This window comes from Stenotrophomonas sp. TWI819 (assembly GCF_039673075.1).
Classification (GTDB): Bacteria; Pseudomonadota; Gammaproteobacteria; order Xanthomonadales; family Xanthomonadaceae; genus Stenotrophomonas; species Stenotrophomonas rhizophila_B.
Window position 1 is genome coordinate 114,128 of record NZ_JBDJKY010000004.1, and the last position, 23,277, is coordinate 137,404.

The 23,277-nt window shown below is 66.7% G+C and carries 25 protein-coding genes; 14 read left to right on the forward strand and 11 right to left on the reverse strand.

Translation table 11 applies throughout. From position 1 onward, the window contains the following. Positions 1 to 82: 82 nt before the first annotated feature. Positions 83 to 1,225, forward strand: a complete 1,143-nt coding sequence (locus ABE463_RS07140) for a hypothetical protein (protein ID WP_346467676.1) — start codon at positions 83 to 85, stop codon at positions 1,223 to 1,225. 24 nt (positions 1,226 to 1,249) lie between these two features. On the opposite strand, the gene ABE463_RS07145 is transcribed toward ABE463_RS07140, so the two are convergent. Continuing rightward, on the reverse strand, positions 1,250 to 1,738 hold the full coding sequence (locus ABE463_RS07145) for a MarR family winged helix-turn-helix transcriptional regulator (protein WP_259258821.1): 489 nt from the start codon (positions 1,736 to 1,738) through the stop codon (positions 1,250 to 1,252). A gap of 127 nt (positions 1,739 to 1,865) precedes the next feature. On the opposite strand from ABE463_RS07145, the gene hppD reads away from it, so the two are divergent. Together hppD and hmgA are read left to right on the forward strand one after the other, a co-directional pair. Next, positions 1,866 to 2,981, forward strand: coding sequence for a 4-hydroxyphenylpyruvate dioxygenase (gene hppD / locus ABE463_RS07150; RefSeq protein ID WP_259258823.1), 1,116 nt, complete (start codon positions 1,866 to 1,868; stop codon positions 2,979 to 2,981). Positions 2,982 to 3,101: 120 nt separating this feature from the next. Next, on the forward strand, positions 3,102 to 4,403 hold the full coding sequence (hmgA, locus tag ABE463_RS07155) for a homogentisate 1,2-dioxygenase (protein ID WP_346467677.1): 1,302 nt from the start codon (positions 3,102 to 3,104) through the stop codon (positions 4,401 to 4,403). Between the two features lie 7 nt (positions 4,404 to 4,410). Here hmgA and ABE463_RS07160 read toward each other — a convergent pair whose 3' ends face one another. After that, on the reverse strand, positions 4,411 to 4,941 hold the full coding sequence (locus ABE463_RS07160; protein ID WP_346467678.1) for a hypothetical protein: 531 nt from the start codon (positions 4,939 to 4,941) through the stop codon (positions 4,411 to 4,413). A 130-nt stretch (positions 4,942 to 5,071) separates the two neighbouring features. On the opposite strand from ABE463_RS07160, the gene ABE463_RS07165 reads away from it, so the two are divergent. Both ABE463_RS07165 and ABE463_RS07170 read left to right on the forward strand, forming a co-directional pair. Continuing rightward, positions 5,072 to 5,680: a hypothetical protein gene (locus ABE463_RS07165; RefSeq protein WP_346467679.1), complete on the forward strand. Its 609-nt coding sequence runs from the start codon at positions 5,072 to 5,074 to the stop codon at positions 5,678 to 5,680. A gap of 100 nt (positions 5,681 to 5,780) precedes the next feature. Continuing rightward, positions 5,781 to 6,737, forward strand: coding sequence for a sodium:calcium antiporter (locus tag ABE463_RS07170; RefSeq protein WP_346467680.1), 957 nt, complete (start codon positions 5,781 to 5,783; stop codon positions 6,735 to 6,737). A 75-nt stretch (positions 6,738 to 6,812) separates the two neighbouring features. Here ABE463_RS07170 and ABE463_RS07175 read toward each other — a convergent pair whose 3' ends face one another. The 8 genes from ABE463_RS07175 to ABE463_RS07210 all read right to left on the reverse strand — a co-directional run bounded on the left by ABE463_RS07175 (position 6,813) and on the right by ABE463_RS07210 (position 14,654). Continuing rightward, the gene (locus ABE463_RS07175) at positions 6,813 to 7,226 is read right to left on the reverse strand and encodes a Na+/H+ antiporter subunit G (RefSeq protein WP_123729953.1); all 414 of its coding nucleotides are present in this window, start codon (positions 7,224 to 7,226) and stop codon (positions 6,813 to 6,815) included. Beyond that, positions 7,223 to 7,507, reverse strand: coding sequence for a K+/H+ antiporter subunit F (locus ABE463_RS07180; RefSeq protein WP_070472350.1), 285 nt, complete (start codon positions 7,505 to 7,507; stop codon positions 7,223 to 7,225). Before ABE463_RS07180 ends, ABE463_RS07175 begins: the two co-directional genes overlap by 4 nt. Then, a complete protein-coding gene (locus tag ABE463_RS07185) occupies positions 7,504 to 8,010 on the reverse strand; it encodes a Na+/H+ antiporter subunit E (RefSeq protein WP_123729954.1) in 507 nt (168 codons plus the stop codon). The genes ABE463_RS07180 and ABE463_RS07185 overlap by 4 nt, the downstream gene beginning before the upstream one ends. Then, positions 8,007 to 9,542, reverse strand: coding sequence for a monovalent cation/H+ antiporter subunit D (locus tag ABE463_RS07190; RefSeq protein ID WP_121040638.1), 1,536 nt, complete (start codon positions 9,540 to 9,542; stop codon positions 8,007 to 8,009). The genes ABE463_RS07185 and ABE463_RS07190 overlap by 4 nt, the downstream gene beginning before the upstream one ends. Further along, positions 9,539 to 9,922, reverse strand: coding sequence for a Na+/H+ antiporter subunit C (locus tag ABE463_RS07195; RefSeq protein WP_346467681.1), 384 nt, complete (start codon positions 9,920 to 9,922; stop codon positions 9,539 to 9,541). The genes ABE463_RS07190 and ABE463_RS07195 overlap by 4 nt, the downstream gene beginning before the upstream one ends. Then, the gene (locus tag ABE463_RS07200; RefSeq protein ID WP_346467682.1) at positions 9,922 to 12,750 is read right to left on the reverse strand and encodes a monovalent cation/H+ antiporter subunit A; all 2,829 of its coding nucleotides are present in this window, start codon (positions 12,748 to 12,750) and stop codon (positions 9,922 to 9,924) included. The genes ABE463_RS07195 and ABE463_RS07200 overlap by 1 nt, the downstream gene beginning before the upstream one ends. A gap of 359 nt (positions 12,751 to 13,109) precedes the next feature. Further along, positions 13,110 to 13,592: an Mpo1-like protein gene (locus ABE463_RS07205; protein WP_346467683.1), complete on the reverse strand. Its 483-nt coding sequence runs from the start codon at positions 13,590 to 13,592 to the stop codon at positions 13,110 to 13,112. Positions 13,593 to 13,727: 135 nt separating this feature from the next. Beyond that, complete coding sequence (locus tag ABE463_RS07210; RefSeq protein WP_019185298.1) at positions 13,728 to 14,654, reverse strand: phosphoribosylaminoimidazolesuccinocarboxamide synthase; 927 nt, start codon at positions 14,652 to 14,654, stop codon at positions 13,728 to 13,730. Positions 14,655 to 14,797: 143 nt separating this feature from the next. Between ABE463_RS07210 and ABE463_RS07215 the strand changes: the two genes are divergently transcribed. The 9 genes from ABE463_RS07215 to ABE463_RS07255 all read left to right on the forward strand — a co-directional run bounded on the left by ABE463_RS07215 (position 14,798) and on the right by ABE463_RS07255 (position 22,457). After that, on the forward strand, positions 14,798 to 15,127 hold the full coding sequence (locus ABE463_RS07215; protein WP_123730837.1) for a DnaJ domain-containing protein: 330 nt from the start codon (positions 14,798 to 14,800) through the stop codon (positions 15,125 to 15,127). A gap of 42 nt (positions 15,128 to 15,169) precedes the next feature. Further along, a complete protein-coding gene (gene rpe, locus ABE463_RS07220) occupies positions 15,170 to 15,847 on the forward strand; it encodes a ribulose-phosphate 3-epimerase (RefSeq protein ID WP_346467684.1) in 678 nt (225 codons plus the stop codon). Positions 15,848 to 15,859: 12 nt separating this feature from the next. After that, complete coding sequence (locus ABE463_RS07225) at positions 15,860 to 16,342, forward strand: GNAT family N-acetyltransferase (RefSeq protein ID WP_346467807.1); 483 nt, start codon at positions 15,860 to 15,862, stop codon at positions 16,340 to 16,342. A gap of 244 nt (positions 16,343 to 16,586) precedes the next feature. Then, on the forward strand, positions 16,587 to 17,519 hold the full coding sequence (yegS, locus tag ABE463_RS07230) for a lipid kinase YegS (protein ID WP_346467685.1): 933 nt from the start codon (positions 16,587 to 16,589) through the stop codon (positions 17,517 to 17,519). A gap of 167 nt (positions 17,520 to 17,686) precedes the next feature. After that, the gene (gene trpE / locus ABE463_RS07235) at positions 17,687 to 19,162 is read left to right on the forward strand and encodes an anthranilate synthase component I (protein WP_319211983.1); all 1,476 of its coding nucleotides are present in this window, start codon (positions 17,687 to 17,689) and stop codon (positions 19,160 to 19,162) included. Between the two features lie 75 nt (positions 19,163 to 19,237). Next, on the forward strand, positions 19,238 to 19,816 hold the full coding sequence (locus ABE463_RS07240) for an aminodeoxychorismate/anthranilate synthase component II (protein WP_346467686.1): 579 nt from the start codon (positions 19,238 to 19,240) through the stop codon (positions 19,814 to 19,816). 32 nt (positions 19,817 to 19,848) lie between these two features. Further along, on the forward strand, positions 19,849 to 20,886 hold the full coding sequence (trpD, locus tag ABE463_RS07245) for an anthranilate phosphoribosyltransferase (RefSeq protein ID WP_346467687.1): 1,038 nt from the start codon (positions 19,849 to 19,851) through the stop codon (positions 20,884 to 20,886). A 63-nt stretch (positions 20,887 to 20,949) separates the two neighbouring features. Further along, the gene (trpC, locus tag ABE463_RS07250) at positions 20,950 to 21,744 is read left to right on the forward strand and encodes an indole-3-glycerol phosphate synthase TrpC (RefSeq protein WP_019185311.1); all 795 of its coding nucleotides are present in this window, start codon (positions 20,950 to 20,952) and stop codon (positions 21,742 to 21,744) included. After that, positions 21,741 to 22,457, forward strand: coding sequence for a haloacid dehalogenase-like hydrolase (locus tag ABE463_RS07255; protein WP_346467688.1), 717 nt, complete (start codon positions 21,741 to 21,743; stop codon positions 22,455 to 22,457). Before trpC ends, ABE463_RS07255 begins: the two co-directional genes overlap by 4 nt. A gap of 49 nt (positions 22,458 to 22,506) precedes the next feature. On the opposite strand, the gene ABE463_RS07260 is transcribed toward ABE463_RS07255, so the two are convergent. Continuing rightward, positions 22,507 to 23,268 carry a sulfite exporter TauE/SafE family protein gene (locus ABE463_RS07260; protein WP_346467689.1) on the reverse strand — a complete coding sequence of 254 codons (762 nt, stop codon included), beginning with the start codon at positions 23,266 to 23,268 and terminating at the stop codon, positions 22,507 to 22,509. Positions 23,269 to 23,277: the final 9 nt, after the last annotated feature.

The following is a 23,277-nucleotide window of genomic DNA, read 5'->3' on the forward strand; positions in this document are numbered from 1 at the left end:
CTCAATTTCTGCGCAGCCCTGCCGCTACCTCCAAGGACCTCATGCCGCGCTGTTCGTGGCGGACAACCGACGGAATCCACGCATGCAGCCGGGCACCAGCGACAGCACCACCGAAGTTTCCCTTGATGCGCCGGCCGGCGTGAGCCTGCCGCCGGTCGATGTGCTGCTCGACGATCAAACCGCGCCGGATGCGCTGGATGCCGAGGCGGAGACCCCGGCGCCGGGCGCTATCCGCTACCGCCTGCCGATGGTGTCCGTGCCGGACAACGTGCTGCTCAAGGCGGCCGTGCAGAAACTGGTCGAGCAGAAGGCGCAGCTGGACGCGCTCGCGCGCCAAGGCACGCTGCCGGGCCTGATTCCCGCCGAGTGGCCGGGCAGTGGCATCCGGGGCGTGGACCTGCAGGGCTTCGTGCTGAGCGTGGTGCCGTTCCTGCAGAACGCAAGCAAGGACGAGACCGCGCCCGCGCGTCTGCCGCTCAAACACGTGCTCGGCGATGCCGGGCGCTGGGATCAGCACGATGTCGCCGAGCCCAAGTCGCTGGCGTTCTTCCTGGCCAGCGATGATCGCGCCAGTGCCGGTGTGAAAGATCCTGCCGAGGCCTACCTGGTCGGTGCGCTCGGCCTGGCGTGGGCACACGAGGGACGCACCCGTCCTGGCTTCCTGCGCGCGATGGGCTACGACAGCATGGCTGCGCGCGTGCATATGCTGCCGTACCCGGCTGCAGCGCAGCTGGCGCTGTACAGCGTCACCGCGCATGGTGTGACCCAGATCTGGTGCGTGATGGACCGCCGCAAGGTGCGGCCCTTGCTGGCGCCCTGGATCAGCGTGCCGCTGCTGACCGCCTATGGCGTGAGCGCCCCCCAGACCTGGCCGACCAGCTTCCCGGCGGTGGATGAGGTGGCCGCGATGCTGGCCACCGCGCGCACCGGCAAGGGGCCGGTGGAGGCGGACCTGACCAAGGTCGCGGCCAAGGTCGCGCAGGATGCATCGGCAGAGACGTGGATGCCGGTCAGTCTGCTCCAGGTCGGGACCTGGTCACCGCGCTGGCGCTACTTCATGGCCGTGTTCATCGGCCTGCCGTCACTGCTGCTGGTGGTCGCTGCACTGGCCCTGCCAGGCGCGATCGAGGCGGCCGCAGTGGCCGCCTCGCTGGGCTTTGCCGCCGGCGCCATCGGCGCCCTGGCCGCGCCGTGGGTGCATGCACGGCGCAAGCACCTCAGCTGAGCCGCAACGACCAACGGTCGTTGCCTACTCGTCCATCCGCTGCAGGCCTTCCCCGGCCAGGCGCAGGATCAGCGTTTCCAGCAGCTGCTCCTCTTCTTCGCTGAGCACGGACATCAGCTTGCGGGTGATATCGATCACCAGCGGGGCGATGGTCTCATACACCTCGAACCCGGCGGCCGACAGCGCCAGCACCGAGCGGCGGCGGTCATCGCCGTGGGTTTCACGCTTGATGAAGCCGCGTTCGAGCAGTCTGGCAACGGCGCGGCTGACCGCGACCTTGTCCATCGCGGTGCGATCGGACACCTCGCTGGCCGACGAGCCCGGATACAGCGCCAGGACCGTGATCACCCGCCACTCGGGGATCGCCAGGCCATAACGGTCCCCGTACAGCTTGGCGATGTTGCCGCTGACGCGGTTGGACAGCACGCTCAGCCGGTAAGGCAGGAACTGCTCCAGATCGAGCAGGGCGTGCGAGGCGCGGATGCTGTGACTGCTGGGATCGGGCGGGCTCATGTTGCGGTGCACCTTGATGGTGGTTTCATGTGAAACTATAACCTACGTTCCGGACTCCGCATTCTCGCGGGTCTGTCTTCCTACCGCACCTGGTTTTTTCCGATGCGGACTGCTTTGGAGCCACAGCATGACCAGCCAAACGAGCACCGCGTCCTTCGCACCCGATCCGGGCATGCAGGTCACCACCTTCGAAAACCCGATGGGCATCGATGGTTTCGAGTTCGTCGAGTTCGCCGCCCCGGCCGGCCGTGGCGCGGAACTGCACGACTATTTCCGCAAGATGGGCTTCACCGCGGTGCTGCGCCACAAGCAGCGTGCGATCACGGTCTATCGCCAGGGCGACGTGAACTTCCTGGTCAATGAGGAGCCGGATTCGTTCGCCTCGGACTTCGCCGAGAAGCACGGTCCGTGCGCCTGCGGCTTCGCCATCCGCTTCAAGAAGCCGGGCGATGAGGTCTACCAGATGGCGCTGGGCAACGGTGCCGAAGCGATCGACTTCAAGCCCGACACCCGCGCCGTCGCCGCCCCGATCATCAAGGGCATCGGCGACTGCATGCTGTACTTGGTCGACCGTTACGGCGCCAGCGGCAGCATGTTCGATACCGACTACGCGCCGATCGAAGGGGTGGACCCGCGCCCGAAGGGCTTCGGGCTGACCTTCATCGATCACCTGACCCACAACCTGTACTTCGGCAACATGCAGCAGTGGTCGGATTACTACGAGCGCCTGTTCAACTTCCGCGAGATCCGCTACTTCGACATCAAGGGCCTCAAGACCGGCCTGGTGTCCAAGGCGATGACCGCCCCGGATGGCATCGTGCGCATCCCGCTCAACGAATCCTCCGATCCGAAGAGCCAGATCAACGAATACCTCGATGCCTACAAGGGCGAGGGCATCCAGCACATCGCCTGCTTCACCGAGAACATCTACGACACCGTGGAAGCGATGCGCGCCCAGGGCGTGGAGTTCCTGGATACACCGGACACGTACTTCGATGTGATCGACATGCGCGTACCCAACCACGGTGAAGACGTCGCGCGCCTGGCCAAGAACAAGATCCTGATCGATGCCGACCCGGAGACGCACCAGCGCAAGCTGCTGCAGATCTTCACCACCAACTGCATCGGCCCGATCTTCTTCGAGATCATCCAGCGCAAGGGCAATGAAGGCTTCGGCGAGGGCAACTTCACCGCGCTGTTCGAGAGCATCGAGCGCGATCAGATCAAGCGCGGCGTGCTGTAAGACGCCTGCGGTAAAGCGTCCGGCATCCGTCGGCGTTACGCTTCAACGGTGGCATCCGCGTTCGCGTGGGTGCCACTGGCTGTACTCCCTTGCCATCCACGCCTCCGGCGGAGCAGGACCATGAACAACCCGATGTCATCGCGCGGCTATCAGACCGGTTTCGGCAACGAGTTCGCCACCGAGGCGGTGCCCGGTGCGCTGCCGGTGGGGCAGAACTCCCCGCAGCGTGTCGCCCATGGCCTGTACGCCGAACAGCTGTCCGGCACCGCATTCACCGCGCCACGCGGCAGCAACCGCCGCAGCTGGGTGTACCGCATCCGCCCGGCGGTGACCCACGGTGAGTTCACCCCCTTTACCCAGCCGCATCTGCACGGCGATTTCGCGCACGGCGCGGTGTCGCCCAATCAGCTGCGCTGGGATCCGTTGCCACTGCCCACCACGCCCACCGATTTCATCGACGGGCTGTACACGATGGGGGGCAACGGCTCGCCCGACGCCCACCATGGCGTGGGTATCCACCTGTATGCCGCCAACCGCGACATGCAGGGCCGCTATTTCTACAACGCCGATGGCGAGCTGCTGATCGTGCCGCAGCTCGGCCGCCTGCGTCTGCTCACCGAAATGGGCGTGATCGAGGTCGAACCGCAGCAGATCGCGGTGATCCCGCGCGGCGTGCGCTTCCGTGTCGAGCTGCCTGATGGCGATGCCCGTGGCTACGTCTGCGAGAACTTCGGGGCGCTGCTCAAGCTCCCCGACCTGGGGCCGATCGGGTCCAACGGCCTGGCCAATCCGCGCGACTTCGAAACCCCGCATGCGGCGTTCGAGAACATCGACGGCGCGTTCGAACTCATCGCCAAATTCGAGGGCCAGCTGTGGCGTGCGGATATCGATCACTCGCCGCTGGACGTGGTCGCCTGGCACGGCAACTACGCGCCGTACCGCTACGATCTGCGCCGCTTCAACACGATCGGTTCGATCAGCCACGATCATCCCGATCCCTCGATCTTCCTCGTGCTGCATTCGCCCAGCGACACCCCGGGGACCAGCAACATGGATTTCGCGATCTTCCCGCCGCGCTGGCTGGTCGCGCAGAACACGTTCCGCCCGCCGTGGTTCCACCGCAACATCGCCAGCGAATTCATGGGCCTGATCCATGGCGCCTACGATGCGAAGGCCGAAGGTTTCGTGCCCGGCGGTGCCTCGCTGCACAACTGCATGAGCGGCCACGGCCCGGACGCGGCGACCTTCGAGAAGGCCTCCGCCGCCGACCTGAGCAAACCGGACGTGATCAAGGACACCATGGCCTTCATGTTCGAAACCCGCGGCGTGATCCGCCCCACCGCACAGGCGATGGACGCGGCGCATCGCCAGCGCGGGTACCAGCAGTGCTGGCAGGGGTTGAAGGCGAATTTCTCGGGCTGACGCGGGCTCAAACCACCGCGATCTGGAACCGCTCGGCATGTTCCTTCGGCAGCACCTCCAGCAACCGCTGCCGCACCCGCTCGGCGTAGCCGGTGGAGGTCAGGCCCGGCAGCGCATCCAGTGAGGCCTGCAGCGCGGCCATGACCGTCTCGTCGCTGCGCGATTGCTGCACGGTGTGGAACAGCGCCGCCGCCTGCGGATGACGCTGCAGTTCCAGGATGTCCAGCAGATAGATGCGGGCGGCCACCAGCGATCGGCGGCGTTCGGTCACCGGCGCCGGCACCGCGGTCGGTGTCACCGCAGGTGCGGGCGCGGCCGGCGCGACAACGGCGGCCTCCGCGACCGCACTCGACACCAGATAGCCGCTCTGGATCAGCTGGATCACCATCGCCGGGGTCTCCGGGCCCACCAGCTGGACCAGCTGGACCAGGTCACGCTGGCCGTCGCACAGGATCAACAGCCGGCGCTGGCGCATGTCCAAGGGCGCGCGGTGGGCCTGCAGAGCGGTGCGGGCGAGGTCGGTCTTCTGCGGTTGCATGGGGGCGGGGTCGATGCGGTGCAGGCCGAGCCTGAGCGCGGCACGTGAAACGCGGATGACAGCGACACTGTGCATGTCGCCCACACAGCGCTCGCGCTAGGCTGCGCCCATTCAACGGGAGGATGCAGGCATGAAACAGCTGGGAAGCGTGATGGCAGTGGGGATGGTGCTGGCCTTGGCCGCGTGCGGGCGCGCGCCGGAAACCCCGTCCAGCGATGCCGAGGCGGCCGTGCCTGCACCGGCGGCGGACACCGCGCCGGCAGCGCCCGCCACGGCGGCACCGGGCACGGTGACGCAGGGACCGGCGCGGCTGGATGGCTACGGTCCCGTGGCGCTGGGCAGCACCTTGGACGAGGTCCGGGCAGCCTGGAAGGCACCCCTGCAGGGCGACGTCGCCGACGACTACTGCCATGCCCTGCGGCCCGAAGGCGCGCAGGCCGAGGACGTGATCTTCATGATCGAAGGCAAGCGTCTGGTGCGCTACGACGTGCGCAACGACCGCATCGTCGCCCCCGGTGGCGGCAAGGTGGGGATGTCGCTGGGCCAACTGCAGACGCTGTACCCGGATCGCGGCGACCTGACCCCGCACAAGTACGATGAGAAGGGCCACAACCTGCGCGTGCGCCCGGCCAGCGAGGGCGGTGCGCTGGTCAACTTCGAGATCAACGGCGATGGCAACGTCACCGCCTGGCGCGTTGGCAAGACTCCGCAGGTGGACTACGTGGAAGGCTGCTCCTGAGCCACCGGCACCGCTCCGGCCACAGCGCCGGGGCGGGCCTTCACTGTTTGGCGTGGGCTGGCCCTAGAATCGGCTCACATCTGTCACCGGGGAGCACCAGATGATCGCTGCCACTGTTTGGTTCGTGCTGGGCCTGGTGCTGTTGGCACTAGGCGGTGACTCCATCGTCCGGGCCGCCTCGGGTCTGGCCCAGCGCTTCGGCGCGTCGCCGTTCGTGGCCGGGTTGCTGCTGGTGGCCTTCGGCACCTCGCTGCCGGAGCTGGTGGTCAACGCCCGTGCCTTCGTGGTCGGCGCGGAAGAACTCGCGCTGGGCAATGCGGTGGGCAGCAATATCGTCAACGTCGGCCTGACCCTGGGCCTGGCGGCGCTGGCCGCGCCACTGCTGGTCCGTGCGCGGCTGCTCTCGCCCTTGCTGGTGTGTCTTGCTGCCGCCAGTGCGCTGCTGATCCTGTTCGGCCTGGATGGGGTGATCGCGCGCTGGGAAGGGGCTGTGCTGTTGCTCGCCTTCGTCGCCCTGCTGGTGGTCCTGCTGCGCCGGGCGAAGCTGGAATCCGAGCCGGTGCGCGAGGCCATCGCCGGCTATGCGATGACCCGCACCGGGCTGTTCCTTAACATGCTACGGCTGCTGTTCGCGGGTGTGTGCCTCTACTTCGGCGCGCGCTGGATCGTGCAGACCGCACCGGTGTTCGGCGCGGGGCTGGGCTGGTCGCCGCTGCTGGTCGGCTTGCTGCCGGTGGCGATCGGCACCGCATTGCCCGAAGTGGCGGCAGCCATTGCCGCCGCCCGGCGTGGTCAGGGCGACATGGTGCTCGGCCACGTGATCGGCTCGAGTCTGTTCAACCTGCTGGTGGTGGTCGGTGGCATGGCCGCCCTGGGGCCGCTGGCGCTGCCCGGATCGTTCGTGAAACTGGAGCTGCCGGCGGCGATCGCCTTCGTGCTGGTGCTCTACCCGATGCTGCGCGGCGATCTGACGATCAGCCGGCGCGAAGGCGCGGTGCTGGTGGTGGCCTTCCTCGGCTGGATCGCGCTGGAGCTGGTGTTGATCCGGGGCAGCTGAACGTCGCACTACGTAGAGCCGACCGTGGGTCGGCTGCCCTCCGTCACGATGCATGCAGTCGACCAGCGGCGGGCGTTACTGGCTGTCGCGGGAAACCGGTGCCTCGGCACCCTCGGTGTCGCCCGGATGACGCGGTTCCGGCGGTGGCAGCTGCTCTTCCTTGGCGGTCTTGTGGCCCGGCAGGTCCGGTCGGGTTTCCATCAGCAGCGACAGCGCCGCCTTGGCCATCATGTGCGCGCTGATCGGCGCGGTGATGAACAGGAACACGGTGATCAGCAGCTCGCGCGGCTGCGGGTCTTCGCCGAGGAAGATGTGATAACAGACCGAGCCGACCAGCACGCAGCCCACGCCCAGCGTGCTGGCCTTGGTCGGTGCGTGCAGGCGCTTGAAGAAGGTGGAGAGCTTCACCAGGCCGAGCGCGCCGACCAGGATGAAGAAGCAGCCGAACAGCAGCAGGATCGACAGCACGATCTGGATGAAGGTGATCATTCGACGATGTCCCGGCGCAGCACGAACTTGCTCAGCACCACCGTGCTGCCGAAGCCGAGCATGGCGATGATCAGCGCCGCTTCGAAGTACACCGCCGAGTTGAGGTACATGCCGAACAACATGAGTTCAGCGATGGCCGTCACCGACAAGGTGTCCAGCGCAAGGATGCGATCGGGCACGGTGGGGCCGCGCAGCAGGCGCCAGGTGGCCAGCAGCATGGCCAGGCCGACCACGTGCATGCACACCACCATCGTGGTCTGGATGAACATGTATCCGGTCATGGGAAAATCTCCATCAGCGGGGCTTCGTAGCGGGATTTGATCTGCCGGATCAGTTCATCCGGATCATCCAGATGCAGCACGTGCACCAGCAGATACCTGCGGTCATCGGACAACGCGGCCGAGACCGTGCCCGGGGTCAACGTGATCATGCTGGTCAGCGCGGCGATGCCGTGGATGTTGGCGATATCCAGCGGTAGCCAGATGAAGCCGGGGTGGATGCGGCGCTCCGGCCCCAGCACCTGGATCGCCACCCGGATGTTGGAGATCAGGATGTCCCACAGGGTCACGAACAGCAGTTTGGGGAGGGGCTTGAGCGAGCCGATCCGCGCGAACTCGCGGTCCAGCCGGGCGGCGAACAACGGCACCACCACGCCGAGGATCATGCCGAGCACGAACTGGCCCAGGGTGAAGCTGTCGGACATCAACAGCCAGAACGCCACCACCATCACGCTCAGCGAGGGCGAGGGCAGGATGCGCTTGTACAGGGAAGGCTTGCGCGTCATGGCTGGCGGATCTCCGGCGTGGTGGCGCGCAGTTCACCCACATAGTCCTGGGGCTGCAGCAGCTGGGTGGCCATGGCATCGGTGTGCTGCATCAGCGGGCCGGCGAACACGCTCATCGCGATGCCATAGCTGAGCAGCAGCGCGGCGGCGAACAATTCCACGGTGCGGGTCGGCGCCTTGCGCGGCTTCGGTGCGCCTTCTTCGACCACCGGCACGCGCCAGAACAGGCGGATGCCGCCACGGGTCAGGCCGACGATCACCATCAGGCTGCTACCCAGCACGGCGGCCCACACCGCCCAGGTGTACTGCGCCGGCATGCCGGCCAGCAGCGCGGCCTTGGCCAGGAAGCCGGACAGCGGCGGCAGGCCCGCGACCGAGACGGCGCCGATCAGGAACAGCACCGCAGGCGTCTCCTTGCCCGGCATCGGCGCGATGACTTCCTTGCGATCGCTGGCACCGCCGCGACGGCGGCGGATCAGATCGGCAATGAGGAACAGCGCGGCGGCCACGAAGGTACTGTGCGGCAGGTAGTACAGGCCGGCCGAGAGGACTTCGGGTGTGCGTACCGAGAAGGCGATGAACAGCGTCGCCGCCGAGACTACCACCAGGTAGGAGATCAGCACGCGCAGGCGCGCCGCAGCGAGCACGCCCAGGCCGCCCAGCACGAGGGTGGCCACACCGGCCCAGAGCAGCCATTCGCTGCCATAACCGGCCATCGGGCCGGCACCCTCGCCGAACCACAGCGTGCTGACCCGCAGCACCGCGTACAGGCCGACCTTGGTCATGATCGCGAACAGCGCGGCCACCGCGGCCGGCGCACGCGCATACGCTTCGGGCAACCACAGATACAGCGGCATCAGCGCAGCCTTGCTGCAGAACACCAGCAGCAACAGCCCCATCGTCGCCTTGACCAGGGTCAGGTGCGAGGCCGGCACTTCAGCGATGCGCTGCGACAGTTCGGCCATGTTGAGCGAGCCCAGCGAGGCGTACAGCAGGCCGAGTGCGATCAGGAACAGGGTCGAGGCGGTGACGTTGAACACCACGTAGTGCAGGCCGATGCGCATGCGCAGGCCGCGCCCGCCGCTGAGCAGCAGGCCGTAGGAGGCGATCAGCATCACCTCGAAGAACACGAACAGATTGAAGATATCGCCGGTCAGGAACGCGCCGTTGAGGCCGACCAGCTGGAACTGGAACAACGCATGGAAGTGCGGCGCGCGGCGGTCCCAGCCCGAGCAGGCGTGCAGCAGGCAGGGGATGGCCAGCAGCAGTGTGGTCACCAGCATCCATGCCGAGAGGCGGTCGGCCACCAGCGCGATGCCCAGGCGCGAGGGCCAGTCACCCAGCAGGTACACCGCGATGCTGCCGTCAGCGGTCTGCGCGAACAGCAGCGCGACGGCCGCGGCGAGCGCGGTCAGCGTGGTCCACGCCACCGTGCGCTGCACCTTCGGCCCGTAGCGGCGATGCTCGACGAACAGCGAGCAGGCCGCGCCGAACAGCGGAATCAGGATGGGCAGGATCACCGCATGGTTCATGCGCCGCCCTCCCGGCCCGCCGCGGTATCGGCGGGGAGTTCTTCTTCTTCGTGCGCGTCCACGTGGTCGCTGTGATTGTCGCTGCGGCTGCGCATCGCCAGCACGATGCTGACCGCGGTCATCGCAAAGGCGATCACGATCGCGGTCAGCACCAGCGCCTGCGGCAGCGGATCGGTGTAATTGCCCAGGTCGCTCTCGATGCCCTCACGCAGCACCGGCGCCTTGCCCTGCACCAGACGGCCGCCGGCAAAGATCAGCAGGTTGGTCGCATACGACAGGAAGGTCATGCCGAGGATCACATCGAAGCTGCGGGCGCGCAGCAGCAGGTAGATGCCGATCGCGCTCAGTACGCCGATGGCGCTTGCCAGGGCCAGTTCCATCAGTGCATCTCCCCGGTTTTTGCCGAACGGCGGGTGGGATCGATCTCGCCTTTGCGGGCATTGCGGGTGCGCGAGGGCTTGATCGTGCCCATCATCGAGAGCATCAGCATCACACCGCCGAACACCACCAGGTACACGCCGGTATCAAAGCCGATCGCGCTGGCCAGCGGTACCTCGCCGATCAGCGGAAGGTGCAGGTCCAGATGGCCGCTGGTCAGGAACGGCACGCCGAACAGCATCGACGCGCAGCCACTGAGGATGGCGATCAGCAGACCGGCACCGATGCAGCGGATGTAATCGAAGCCGAAGCGCGATTCCACCGAGGTGGTGCCCTGGATGACGTACTGGATGAGCAGCGGCACGGCCAGCACCAGGCCGGCGATGAAGCCGCCGCCGGGCGCGTTGTGGCCGCGCAGGAACAGGAAGATCGAGACGGTCAGGGTGAGCGGGAACATGATCTGGGCCAGATCGGCCGGCACCGGCAGCTTGATCGGCGGGCCTGGCATGATCTGTTCCGGCGCCATCCGCGAGCGGCGCAGCATGGCGTGCACCACCAGCGCGGCGATGCCGAACACGGTGATCTCACCGAAGGTATCGAAGCCACGGAAGTCGACCAGGATCACGTTGACCACGTTCTGCCCATAGGCCTCCGGCAACGCACGCGCCAGCAGCTCGCCGGCCATGGTGTTGGGCGGCAACGTCATGGCGGTGTAGGCCATCGCGGCCAGCCCGCCACCGGCGATGATCGCGATCACCGCATCGCGCCGCTTGCGCCAGACCGACTTCTCCGGTGGCGACTGGATCGGCAGGTAGTTCATGCCCAGCAGCATCAGCACCAGGGTGACCATCTCCACCAGCAGCTGGGTCAGCGCCAGATCGGGCGCTGACAGGAACACGAAGGTCAGCGAGACCATCAGGCCGACGCCGCCGACTACCAGCACCGCCAGCAGGCGCTGCCGGTAGACAAACAGCGCGCCCAGCGCGCAGGCCATCATCACCAGCCACAGCGCCCAGCCCAGCAGCGGGATCGGTTGCGGCGAGGGCCAGTTGGGCGAGGCCGGGTTGGCCACGAACGGCGCGGCGGCGACGATGATCGCCACCAGCACCAGCGCCATCAGCATGCGCTGCAGACTGCCGTTGGCCAGGCCCTGGGTGAGGCGGTGGGCGAAGCCGAACACCAGGTCCAGCTGCTTGTGGAAAATATTGCGGCCGATGCTGCGACTGACCACCGCATGCAGGTTGATCAGGCGGCGCAGGCCGAAGTACAGCGCGATACCGCCGATCACGCCCGCGATGCTCATCATCAACGGGGTGTTGAAACCGTGCCAGACCGACAGGCTGTAGGCCGGCATCGCCGCGCCCAGGATCGAGGAGGCGGCCGCGTGCAGCACCGGGGCGATGGTGATCGCCGGGGCGACGCCGACGGCCACGCAGACCACGACCAGGATCTCGACGGGAACCTTCATGAAGCGCGGCGGCTCATGCGGGACGCGGTCCAGATCGTGCGGGCCTTTGCCGAAGAAGGTGTCGTGCACGAAGCGCAGGCTGTAGGCCACGCCGAACACGCCGGCCAGCAGCGCGGCGATCGACATCACCACGCGCATGGTTTCCGGGCCGCCCGCGGTCAGCGCTTCGGCGAACAGCATTTCCTTGGACAGGAAGCCGTTGAGCAGCGGAATGCCGGCCATCGCCAGCGAGGCGATGATCGCCAGCGCGCTGGTGATCGGCATCAACCGGCGCAGGCCGCCCAGCTTGCGCATGTCACGGGTGCCGGTCTCGTGGTCGATGATGCCCGCAGCCATGAACAGCGACGCCTTGAAAGTGGCGTGGTTGAGGATGTGGAACACACCGGCCACCACCGCCATCGGCGTGGACAGGCCGAACAGCATGGTGATCAGGCCCAGATGGGAGATCGTCGAATAGGCCAGCAGACCTTTGAGGTCATGCTGGAAGATCGCGTTCCAAGCGCCGATCAGCAGGGTGATCGCCCCGATGCCGCTGACCGTATAGAAGAACAGATCGGTGCCGGCCAGCGCCGGGTGCAACCGTGCCAGCAGGAACACGCCGGCTTTGACCATCGTCGCCGAATGCAGGTAGGCCGAGACGGGCGTCGGCGCGGCCATCGCGTGCGGCAGCCAGAAGTGGAACGGGAACTGGGCGCTCTTGGTGAAGATGCCGGCCAGGACCAGGAACAGGGCATACGGGTACAGCGAACTGGCGCGGATCAGATCGCCGGCGGCGAGCACGGCATCCAGTTCGAAGCTGCCCACGATGCGGCCGATCAGCAGCACACCGCCGAGCAACGCCAGCCCGCCGCCGCCGGTGACCACCAGGGCCATCCGGGCGCCCTCGCGGGCATCCTGGCGGTGCGACCAGAAGCCGATCAGCAGGAACGAGCTGATGCTGGTCATTTCCCAGAACACCATCAACAGCAACAGGTTGCCCGAGAGCACCATGCCCAGCATGGCGCCCATGAACAACAGCAGGTAGCAGTAGAAGCGGTGGGCGCTGTCGCGGGCGCTGAGGTAGTAGTGGGCGTACATCACTACCAGCGCACCGATCGCCAGCACCATCCCGGCGAACATCCAGGCCAGGCCATCCAGGCGCAGCGAGAAGGCCAGGCCGATCTGCGGTATCCACTCCCCGTAACTGCGGACGATCCCGCCGTCGATGATGGCCGGAGTCATCGTCGCCAACAGCGCCAGTCCTCCCAGCGGAGCGGCCGCGGCTACCCAGGCGGCCGTGGAGCGGGAGGTGCGGCGGAATGAAGCGACGGCCACTGCCATCAGGAAGGGCAGGGCGAGCAGCAGGAGCAGACTAGGATTCATGCAGGGAATGCGGGATTCACGAGCAGGTCGTTCAGTCTAACAGGCAGGCAATTGCTGCCGATACACCCGAATACGCCCTCAATTGCATGTAACGTGCACTGATTCATTTTTTCCGGGCAGCGCATGGCCCCATTCGGGTCCGTCGACGGCCGTATGGAGAGCGGTCAACGACTTTGCCGACTGTGGCCTCCCGGCAACGGTCGAAACGGGTCCGGAACCAGTCGTCGCAGGGGCTGCGGGGGCGTAACGGTGTGCACGAAGATGAACGGTGACCGTCGCTCGAAAGGCCACTGCGGACGATGCTGGACGGTGTGGCGTGGACTGCTGGTGAGCGTCCTCACTCGTTCAGGAAAAACCGGTCAGTAGCGCCAACCCATCCGGCGGTAGAGCTTGGCCAGCACCCACAGCGGGCCGATCAGCAGGTAGACCAGATCGGTCAGGAAGCTCGGCTTGCGGCCTTCATGCTTGTGGCCGATGAACTGCGCGACCCAGGCCACGGCGAAGACGCCCAGGGCCAGCCAGAACAGGTTCACCAGGCCGATCTCGGCTTCCAGCAGCCGGCAGACGCAGCCGCTGACGAAGAAGAACGCCAGCATGCCGTAGCCGAGCGTGCGCGAGAGGCGATTGTAGAAGCACCAGGCGGCGAACATCGCCAGGCCGGCCCAGATCCCGTTCTGGAACCAGGTGATCAGCGGCGGCAGGCACCACAGCAGGGCAATCACCGACCATGCGATCGCCGGGACGGCCACGACGTGGATGCGCTGGTTCAGCGCATTGCGGTGGTCGTCGGAATAACTGGCGAAATAGCGGTCGATCGGGCGTGCGACGGTGGTGGTGGCCATGTTCCCTCCTAGGATCTGCAGAGCATACCGCCGGTAGAGCCGACCGTTGGTCGGTTGCCTTCCATCGGCTGCCCGGCATGGCCCCGGCATCGGAAACCGCGTTCCCCGGCGCAGGGCCGGGGAACGCCGTGCCGGTCAGTCGACCGAGATGCCGGCCAGACGCTGCAGCGCCTCGGCGTACTTGGCGCGGGTGCGCTCGATGATCTCGGCCGGGATGCTCGGGCCCGGGGCGGTCTTGCCCCAGTCCAGCGTCTCCAGGTAATCGCGCACGAACTGCTTGTCGTAGCTCGGCGGGCTGGTGCCCACCTCGTACTCGTCGGCCGGCCAGTAGCGCGAGGAATCCGGGGTCAGCATCTCGTCCATGATGTACAGACGGCCATCGGCATCGGTACCGAACTCGAACTTGGTGTCGGCCAGAATGATGCCGCGCTCGCGGGCGTAATCAGCGGCGAAGGCATAGATGCGCAGGGTGGCATCGCGCACGCGCTCGGCCAGGTCCGCGCCGACCGCCTTCACCATCGCATCGAAATCGATGTTCTCGTCATGGTCGCCGACGGCGGCCTTGGTCGAGGGGGTGAAGATCGGTTCGGGCAGTTGTTCGGCCTGGCGCAGGCCGTCGGGCAGCTCGATGCCGCTGATCTTGCCGGTGCGCTGGTAGTCCTTCCAGCCGCTGCCGATCAGGTAGCCACGGGCGATCGCCTCGACCGGAACCGGCTTGAGCTTGCGGGTGACCACGGCGCGCTTGGCGTACAGGGCCGGATCGACACCTTCGGGCAGCACGCTGGCGACATCGATGCCGGTCAGGTGGTTGGGCATCAGGTGCGCGGTCTTGGCGAACCAGAAGTTCGAGACCTGGCAGAGCATCTCGCCCTTGCCGGGGATCGGATCGGGCAGCACCACGTCGAAGGCTGACAGACGGTCGGTGGCGACCATCAGCAGGTAGTCCCCCGGCGGAGTGCCGGCGGGGAGCCGGTCGCGCGGAATGTCGAAAACATCACGCACCTTGCCGCGATGGCGCAAGGGCAGGCCGGGGAGATCGGATTGCAACAACGTGGTCGGCACGGGCACTCCTGAGGCTTCGTCATGACAGCTGTCCAGGGGACCCGGAGGGCCCGCACAGACAGCGGGCGGCCTAGTGTAAAGCGGGTTGGGCCCGCTGTGACGTAAAATGAGGATCCTTTGTCGCCTTGGCTGCCCAGACCACCATGCGCTGGTACGGAAAACTGCTCGGATTCATCGCTGGCGCCCTGTTGTTCAGGCCCAATCCGCTGTTCGGGGCCGTGGTCGGGCTGTTGCTGGGGCATGCCTTCGATGCCGACTGGTTCCGGCTGAACAGGGAAAACCCCTACCGCGAGCTGGGGCTGACCTCCGAGGCGACCGATGCCGAGATCGACCTGGCCTACCGCCGCCTGATGTCCCAGTACCACCCGGACAAGGTGGTCGGCGCGGCGCCGGAGCTGCGCCAGCAGGCCGAGCGCAAGTCGCGCCAGCTCAATGCCGCCTACGACCGCATCAAGACCCTGCGCAAGCGCTGATTCCGCGCGGCGCCCCCTTTCAACCTACTGAAGGCCCCGGCCATGTCCAACTGCATCATTGCTCCCTCCATTCTGTCCGCCGATTTCGCCCGCCTGGGCGAGGAAGTGGACAACGTGCTCGCGGCCGGCGCCGACTGGGTGCATTTCGATGTGATGGACAACCATTACGTGCCGAATCTGACCATCGGCCCGCTGGTCTGCCAGGCGCTGCGCAAGCACGGCGTAACCGCACCGATCGACGTGCATCTGATGGTGGAGCCGGTGGACCGCATCATTCCGGATTTCGCCGAGGCCGGCGCGACGTACATCAGCTTCCATCCGGAGGCGAGCCGCCACGTGCACCGCACCATCCAGCTGATCCGTTCGCTGGGCTGCAAGCCGGGCGTGGTGCTCAATCCGGCCACGCCGGTGGACATCTTGGACTGGGTCCTCGATGACCTGGACCTGGTGCTGGTGATGTCGGTCAATCCGGGCTTCGGCGGCCAGGCCTTCATTCCGTCGGCGCTGGACAAGGTGCGCGCGATCCGCAAGAAAATCGATGCCAGCGGCAAGGACATCCGCCTGGAGATCGACGGTGGCGTGAAGGCCGACAACATCGGTGCCATCGCGGCGGCTGGTGCGGATACATTCGTGGCCGGCTCGGCGATCTTCAATGCGAAGACCAGCTACCAGGACATCATCGCGCAGATGCGCGGCAACGTCGCCGCGGCGCGGGGCTGAGCCATGGAGCCGGTGGCTGCCGTGATCATCCGCGTGGCCACCGCCGAGGATGCGGGGCTGATCCTGCGCTTCATCCGCGAGTTGGCGATCTACGAAAAGGCCGAGTCGTCGGTGCAGACCGACGAAGCGGGCGTCCGCGCGAGCCTGTTCGGGCCCGATGCCAAGGCGCATGCATTGATCTGCGAAGCCGACGGCGTGGCGATCGGGTATGCGGTGTATTTCTACAACTACTCGACGTGGCTGGGCCGTAACGGGATCTATCTGGAAGATCTGTACGTCAGCCCGGAGCGCCGCGGCAGCGGTGCCGGCAAGGCGCTGCTGCAGCACATCGCACGGATCGCGGTGGCCGAAGGCTGCGGGCGGTTCGAGTGGTCGGTGCTGGACTGGAACGAACCGGCGATACAGTTCTACACGGCCGCAGGCGCGAAGCCGCAGAGCGAGTGGACGGTGTACCGGATGGAAGGCGAGGCCTTGCGGGTGTTTGCCGAAGGCTGAGCATCCGCAGCCAACCCAACACGGTAGAGCCGACCGTTGGTCGGCTGCGCATCTGGCGGGTCAAAAAAAGACCGCACCATTGCGGATGCGGCCCTGAGAATAGCGGGAGGCTGATCCTGCCTCCATCCATCTTCCTTGCTATGGCCTTCCATTCTCCGGGCCCTTGGTGACGCTTTGATGACGTTCACCGGCGGCCACGCCGTCCGCTGCTAGCCTTCGCTTCCCCACTCCCTGGAAGTACCGCATGAGCCGTCCCCATTGGCGTTTGATCCTCAACGGCAAGGCCACCGGCAATGAGGATGTGCGCGAGGCGGTGGCCGCGCTGCGTGAGCGCGGGGTGCAGCTGGAGGTACGGGTGACCTGGGAATCGGGCGATGCCGAGCGTTATGTGGCCGAGGCGATCGCCCACGGGGTCGATACGATCATCGCGGCCGGCGGGGATGGCACCCTCAGTGAGGTGGCCGAGACACTGGCGCACCGGGAAGAGGCCGCCGATGCATTGCCGTCCCTGGGATTGTTGCCATTGGGCACCGCCAATGATTTCGCCACCGCAGCGGAGATTCCCGATGAACCGCTGGCGGCGCTGGAGCTGATCGCCCAGGCGCCAGCGCGCCCGGTCGATCTGCTGCGCATCGATGCCGATGGCAAGGTGTGGTGGTGCGCCAACGTGGCCAGTGGCGGCTTCGGCACCGAGGTCACGGTGGAGACCGATGAGGGCCTGAAGAAGGTACTCGGCGGGTTGGCCTATCTGGTCACCGGGGTATCGCGGCTGGGGCGGATCGATCCGATCCAGGCACGGGTCCGGGCGCCGGGGTTCGAATGGGCCGGTGGTTTCATCGCACTGGGCGTGGGCAACGGCCGCCAGGCCGGCGGTGGGCAGGTGCTGTGCCCGGAAGCGTTGATTGATGATGGTGTGCTGGATATCACGGTGATCCCTGAGCTGAGCGGGGAGGTCGCCTCCACCTTTGCCGCACTCGTCAAGGGCGGCAAGCGTGGCGCGCTGGAGCAGGTGGCCGAACGTGTGCAGGCGCCGTGGATGGAGATCGAGGCCGATGCGCCGCTGACTCTCAATCTGGATGGCGAACCGGTCCAGGCCCGGCGCTTCCGCATCGACTGCGTCCCGGGGCGCGTCAACCTGCATGTGGCGCTGGACAGCCCGCTGCTGTCGCGTGCCTGATGCCATGCGCTGCGCCGGGTTCCATCCGGTGCCGTCAATGCGGTACAGTCGCCGGGTGTCCATTCTGACGACCCCGCATACCCTTTCTTCCGCTCGCCGTTGGTGGCGATGGTGGCCTGTTGCCGTCGTCCGTCCCGCCACCGCCGTTTCCCGGAAGGAAAGTCGTCTTGATTACGCTCGAGCAGTTCCAGCAGCAGGCCGCTGAAGGCCACACCCGCATCCCCGTCGTTCGTGAAGTGCTGTCCGACCTGGACACGCCGCTGTCGGTCTATCTGAAGCTCGCCGACGGCCCGCATACCTATCTGTTTGAATCGGTCGAGGGCGGCGAACGCTTCGGGCGCTATTCCATCATCGGCCTGCCGGCGCGCCGGGTGTATGCCTTCCACGGCCATACCCTGACCATCAGCGAGTCCGGCACCGTGGTGGAAACCCGCGAGGTCGCCGACCCGTTCACTGAGGTCGAAGCGCTGCGCAGCGCTCATTCGGTGCCCAAGCTGGCCGGTCTGCCGGGCTTCACCGGTGGCCTGGTCGGCTGGTTCGGCTTTGAGTGCATCGGTTATATCGAACCGCGCTTGGCCCCGCCGCGTGGCCGCGATGAGCTGGGCACGCCGGACATCCTGCTGCTGCACTCCGAAGAGCTGGCGGTGTTCGACAACCTCAAGGGCCGCCTGTACCTGATCGTGCATGCCGACCCGGGTCAGCCCGGTGCATGGGAGGATGCCCAGGCCAAGCTGGATGCGTTGGTCGCCAAGCTGCGTGCCCCCGGCGCCGGCTATCCCGCGCCGATTACCCGCGACGTGCTGGACGAGAACGATTTCGTCTCCGGCTTCACCCGCGAGGGCTTCATCGCCGCGGTCGACAAATCCAAGGAATACATCCGCGCCGGCGACATCTTCCAGGTGGTGCTGAGCCAGCGCCTGAGCGTGCCGTTCAAGGCGCGCCCGGTGGACGTGTACCGCGCGCTGCGTGCGCTCAATCCCTCGCCGTACATGTATTTCCTCGACACCGGCGACGTGCAGGTGGTCGGCTCCTCGCCGGAAATCCTGGTGCGTCTGCAGGACGGTGAAGTCACCGTGCGTCCGATCGCCGGTACCCGCCCGCGTGGCGCGACGGTGGAAGAAGACAACGCACTGGAAGCCGAACTGCTGGCCGATCCCAAGGAACGTGCCGAGCATCTGATGCTGATCGATCTCGGCCGCAATGATGCCGGCCGCGTGTCCAAGGCGGGCACGGTGGAAGTGGGCGAGCAGTTCGTGATTGAACGCTACAGCCACGTCATGCACATCGTCAGCGAAGTCACCGGGCAGCTGCAGCCGGGTCTGAGCTATGCCGACGTGCTGCGTGCAACCTTCCCGGCCGGCACCGTCAGCGGCGCACCGAAGATCCGCGCGCTGGAAGTGATCCGTGAGCTGGAACCGATCAAGCGAAACGTCTACGCCGGCAGCATCGGCTACATCGGCTGGCATGGCGATGCCGATACCGCGATCGCGATCCGCACCGCGGTGATCAAGGACGGCCGCCTGCACGTGCAGGCCGGCGCCGGCATCGTCTACGACTCGGACCCGGGCAAGGAATGGGACGAGACGATGAACAAGGGCCGCGCGCTGTTCCGTGCGGTCGCGCAGGCTGCCAAGGGTCTGTAAGGCCCTGCTGCCCAGATGCATGACACGTGCACGGTTGCGTGCACGCCACTTCCCCATTCAAGACGGACCCTGACCATGTTGTTGATGCTCGACAACTACGACAGCTTCACCTACAACCTCGTGCAGTACCTGCAGACGCTGGGCGCCGAGGTGAAGGTGGTGCGCAACGACGCGTTGAGCGTTGATGAGATCGCCGCGCTTGCCCCCGAGCGCATCGTGATCTCGCCTGGCCCGTGCACGCCGAACGAAGCGGGCGTGTCGCTGGACCTGATCCGCCGGCTCGGCCCGACCACGCCGATCCTCGGCGTGTGCCTGGGCCACCAGAGCATCGGCCAGGTGTACGGCGGCGATGTGATCCGCGCAGGGAACATCATGCACGGCAAGACCTCGCCGATCCGGCATGAGGGCAAGGGCGTGTTCGCCGGCCTGCCGGACCGCTACCAGGCCACGCGCTACCACTCGCTGGTGGTCGACAAGACCACGCTGCCGGCGTGCCTGGAAATGACCGCCTGGACCGAGAACGAGGACGGCTCGATCGAAGAGATCATGGGCCTGCGCCATCGCGAGTATCCGGTCGAGGGCGTGCAGTTCCATCCCGAGTCGATCCTCACCGAGCATGGCCATGCCCTGCTGAAGAACTTCCTGCAGCGCTGAGCGCGCCGCATCTGCATCACAAAGGACCCCGCATGACCTTCTCCGCCCAGGAAGCCCTGCAGCGCACCATCGAGCACCGCGAAATCTTCTTCGACGAAATGGTCGACCTGATGCGGCAGATCATGCGCGGTGAAGTGTCGCCGGTGATGACCGCCGCGATCCTGACCGGCCTGCGCGTCAAGAAGGAAACCATCGGCGAGATCGCCGGTGCCGCCACCGTGATGCGCGAACTCGCGCTGGCGGTGCCGGTGGAGGACAAGACGCATCTGGTGGATATCGTCGGCACCGGTGGCGATGGCTCGCATACCTTCAACATCTCCACCTGCGCGATGTTCGTGGTGTCTGCGGCCGGGGCCAAGGTGGCCAAGCACGGCAACCGCAGTGTCTCCTCCAAGTCCGGCAGTGCCGATGCCGTCGAGGCGCTGGGCGCGATCATCGATCTGCAGCCGGAGGAAGTCGCGCGCGCGATCACCGAGACCGGCATCGGTTTCATGTTCGCGCCGATGCACCACCCGGCGATGAAGGTCGTCGCGCCGGTACGCCGCGAGATGGGTGTGCGCACGATCTTCAACATCCTCGGCCCGCTGACCAATCCGGTGGGCGCGACCAACGTGTTGATGGGCGTATTCCACTCGGATCTGGTTGGCATCCAGGCGCGCGTGCTGCGCGAACTCGGCGCCGAGCGCGCGCTGGTGGTGTGGGGCCGCGACAACATGGACGAGATCTCGCTCGGCGCCGGTACGCTGGTCGGCGAGCTGCGCGACGGCAAGGTGCGCGAGTACGAGATCCATCCAGAAGATTTCGGCATCGCGATGTCGGCCAGCCGCAACCTCAAGGTCGACGGCCCGGAGGAATCCATCGCGATGCTGCGGGGTGTGCTCGACAACCAGCCCGGCCCCGCGCTGGATATCGTGGCGCTCAATGCCGGCGCCGCGCTGTACGTGGCCGGTGTCGCCGACAGCATCGCCGACGGTCTGGCCCGTGCCCGTGCGGTGCTGGCCGATGGCAGTGCGCGATCGCGGATGGAGCAGTACGTCGCCGCCACCCGCCGCATCCGCGGGGCCGTCTGAGCCCGCGTTTTCCGAATTCAGCGGGGCTGGTCGATAATGGCCGGCCTCCAGGACCCCAATGACATGAGCGACATCCTCGATACCATCCTGGCCCGCAAGGCCGAAGAAGTCGCCGCACGCAGGGCCCAGGTGCCGCTTGAAGCACTGATCGCGCGCGTGGAGCAGGCTCCGCCGGTGCGCGGCTTCGCTGATGCGCTGCGCGCCTCGATCACCGCCGGCAACCCCGCCGTGATCGCCGAAATCAAGAAGGCCAGCCCGTCCAAGGGCGTGATCCGCCCGGACTTCCATCCGGCCGACATCGCGGTGAGCTACGAATTCGGTGGGGCCAGCTGCCTGTCGGTGCTGACCGACGTGGATTTCTTCCAGGGCAGCGACGCCTACCTGCAGCAGGCGCGTGAAGCGTGCACGCTGCCAGTGCTGCGCAAGGACTTCGTGATCGATGCCTATCAGGTGTATGAAGCGCGCGTGCTCGGCGCGGACTGCATCCTGCTGATCGTGGCCGCCCTCGACGACCGCCAGCTGGCCGAGTTGTCCGACCTGGCCATGCAGCTGGGCATGGACGTGCTGGTGGAAGTGCACGACATCGACGAGCTCGAGCGCGCCATCCAGGTGCCGGTGCCGCTGATCGGCATCAACAACCGCAACCTGCGCACCTTCGAGGTGTCGCTGCAGACCACGCTGGACATGCGCCAGGCCGTGCCGCGTGACCGCCTGCTGGTCACCGAAAGCGGCATCCTCGGCCCGGCCGATGTCAGCGTGATGCGCGAAGCCGGGGTCAACGCGTTCCTGGTCGGTGAGGCCTTCATGCGCGTGGAAGAGCCCGGCGAGGGCCTGCGTCAGTTATTCTTCAGCGCATGACAGCGATCTACCCAACGCCGCGCGACGACGCCCCGCTGGTGGTCTTCGATTTCGATCACACCCTGTATGACGGCGATTCCGGCAGCCATCTGTTCGCCTGGCTGATCAAGCGCAACCCGCTGCGGCTGCTGGCCGCCCTGATTGCTACGCCGCTGCTCGGCCCGCTGGTGGCCTTCCTGCCCACCCGCCGCCGCGGCATCTCCGGCTATGTCTGGATCGCCACGTTTGGCCTGCATCGGGCGCGCGAGTTCAACAAGGTGATCGACCGCTACGTCCTCAAGCACGAGGCCGATATCCGCCGCCGCCTGCTGCCCGTGGCGCTGGAGGTGTTCGCGCGTCACCGCGCCGCCGGCGACCGCGTGGTGGTCGCTACCGGCGCACCGCCGGAGCTGGCCCGCGCGATCCTGGCCTTCGTGGCGCATCAGGGCGTGCCGGTGATCGGCAGTGAGGTCGGCCCGCTCCTGGGCGCGGTCATCGCCACCCGCCACTGCCACAACGAAGAAAAGATGCGGATGCTGCGCGAGCGCGGCTATGGCGACATCGACGTCGCGTACTCCGACAGCAGCGCCGACCTGCCGCTGCTGCTGGCCGCGGCGGCGCCGGTGGTGGTCAACCCGAAGGCGTCACGGGTGGACTATTTCCGCCAGGTGCTGCCGCCGGGCACCCCCGTGCTCAACTGGGGCTGCGTGGATCGAGCCGGCGATCCGGTCTGATGCCGCGCTGAAATAGCCGGAAAGTGCTTGAAATAGTGTCGCGTCCGGCTCAGCCTGCGCGCCACTGCACGATGGCGTGACCGATCTGGAACAGGCTGATGCTCAGCACCAGCACGCCGACGGCCACCAGCACCCAGCGTTCCTTGACCCTTTTGACCAGGATCGCGGCCACCGGTGCGGCCATCATCCCGCCGATCAGCAGGCCGGCCACGATGTTCAGGTACTGCAGGCCCATGGTCAGCAGGAAGGTGATCGACACGGCGAGGGTCACCACGAACTCGGCGGCGTTGACCGTGCCGATGGTGGTGCGGGCCTGGCCGCCGCGAGCGAGCAGGGTGGATGTCGCTACCGGTCCCCAGCCGCCGCCACCGCTGGCATCCAGCAGGCCGGCCAGGAATCCCAGCAGGGGCACCCGCTTCACTTCCTGGGCCGGCAACAGCCGCCCGGCCGCGCGCAGCAGGATGAAAATCGCCAGCACCAGCAGATACATATAGATAAGCGGGCGGATCACGTCACCGGGTAGCTGGGTCAGCACGTACGCGCCGACCACGCCGCCGACCGCACCGGGCAGGGCAAGGCGCAGGAACAGCCGGCGGTCCACGTTGCCGGCTACCAGGTGCGAGACCCCGGAGGCCCCGGTGGTAAAGACTTCGGCGGTGTGGATGCTGGCGCTGACCGCCGCCGGCGGCAGGCCCATGCTGAGCAGGACCGAGGAGGACACCAACCCGAACGCCATGCCCAGCGCGCCGTCGACCAGCTGCGCGCCAAGGCCGATCAGGATGAACCAATAGAATTCGCTGCCAAGCTCCATGCCAACAGC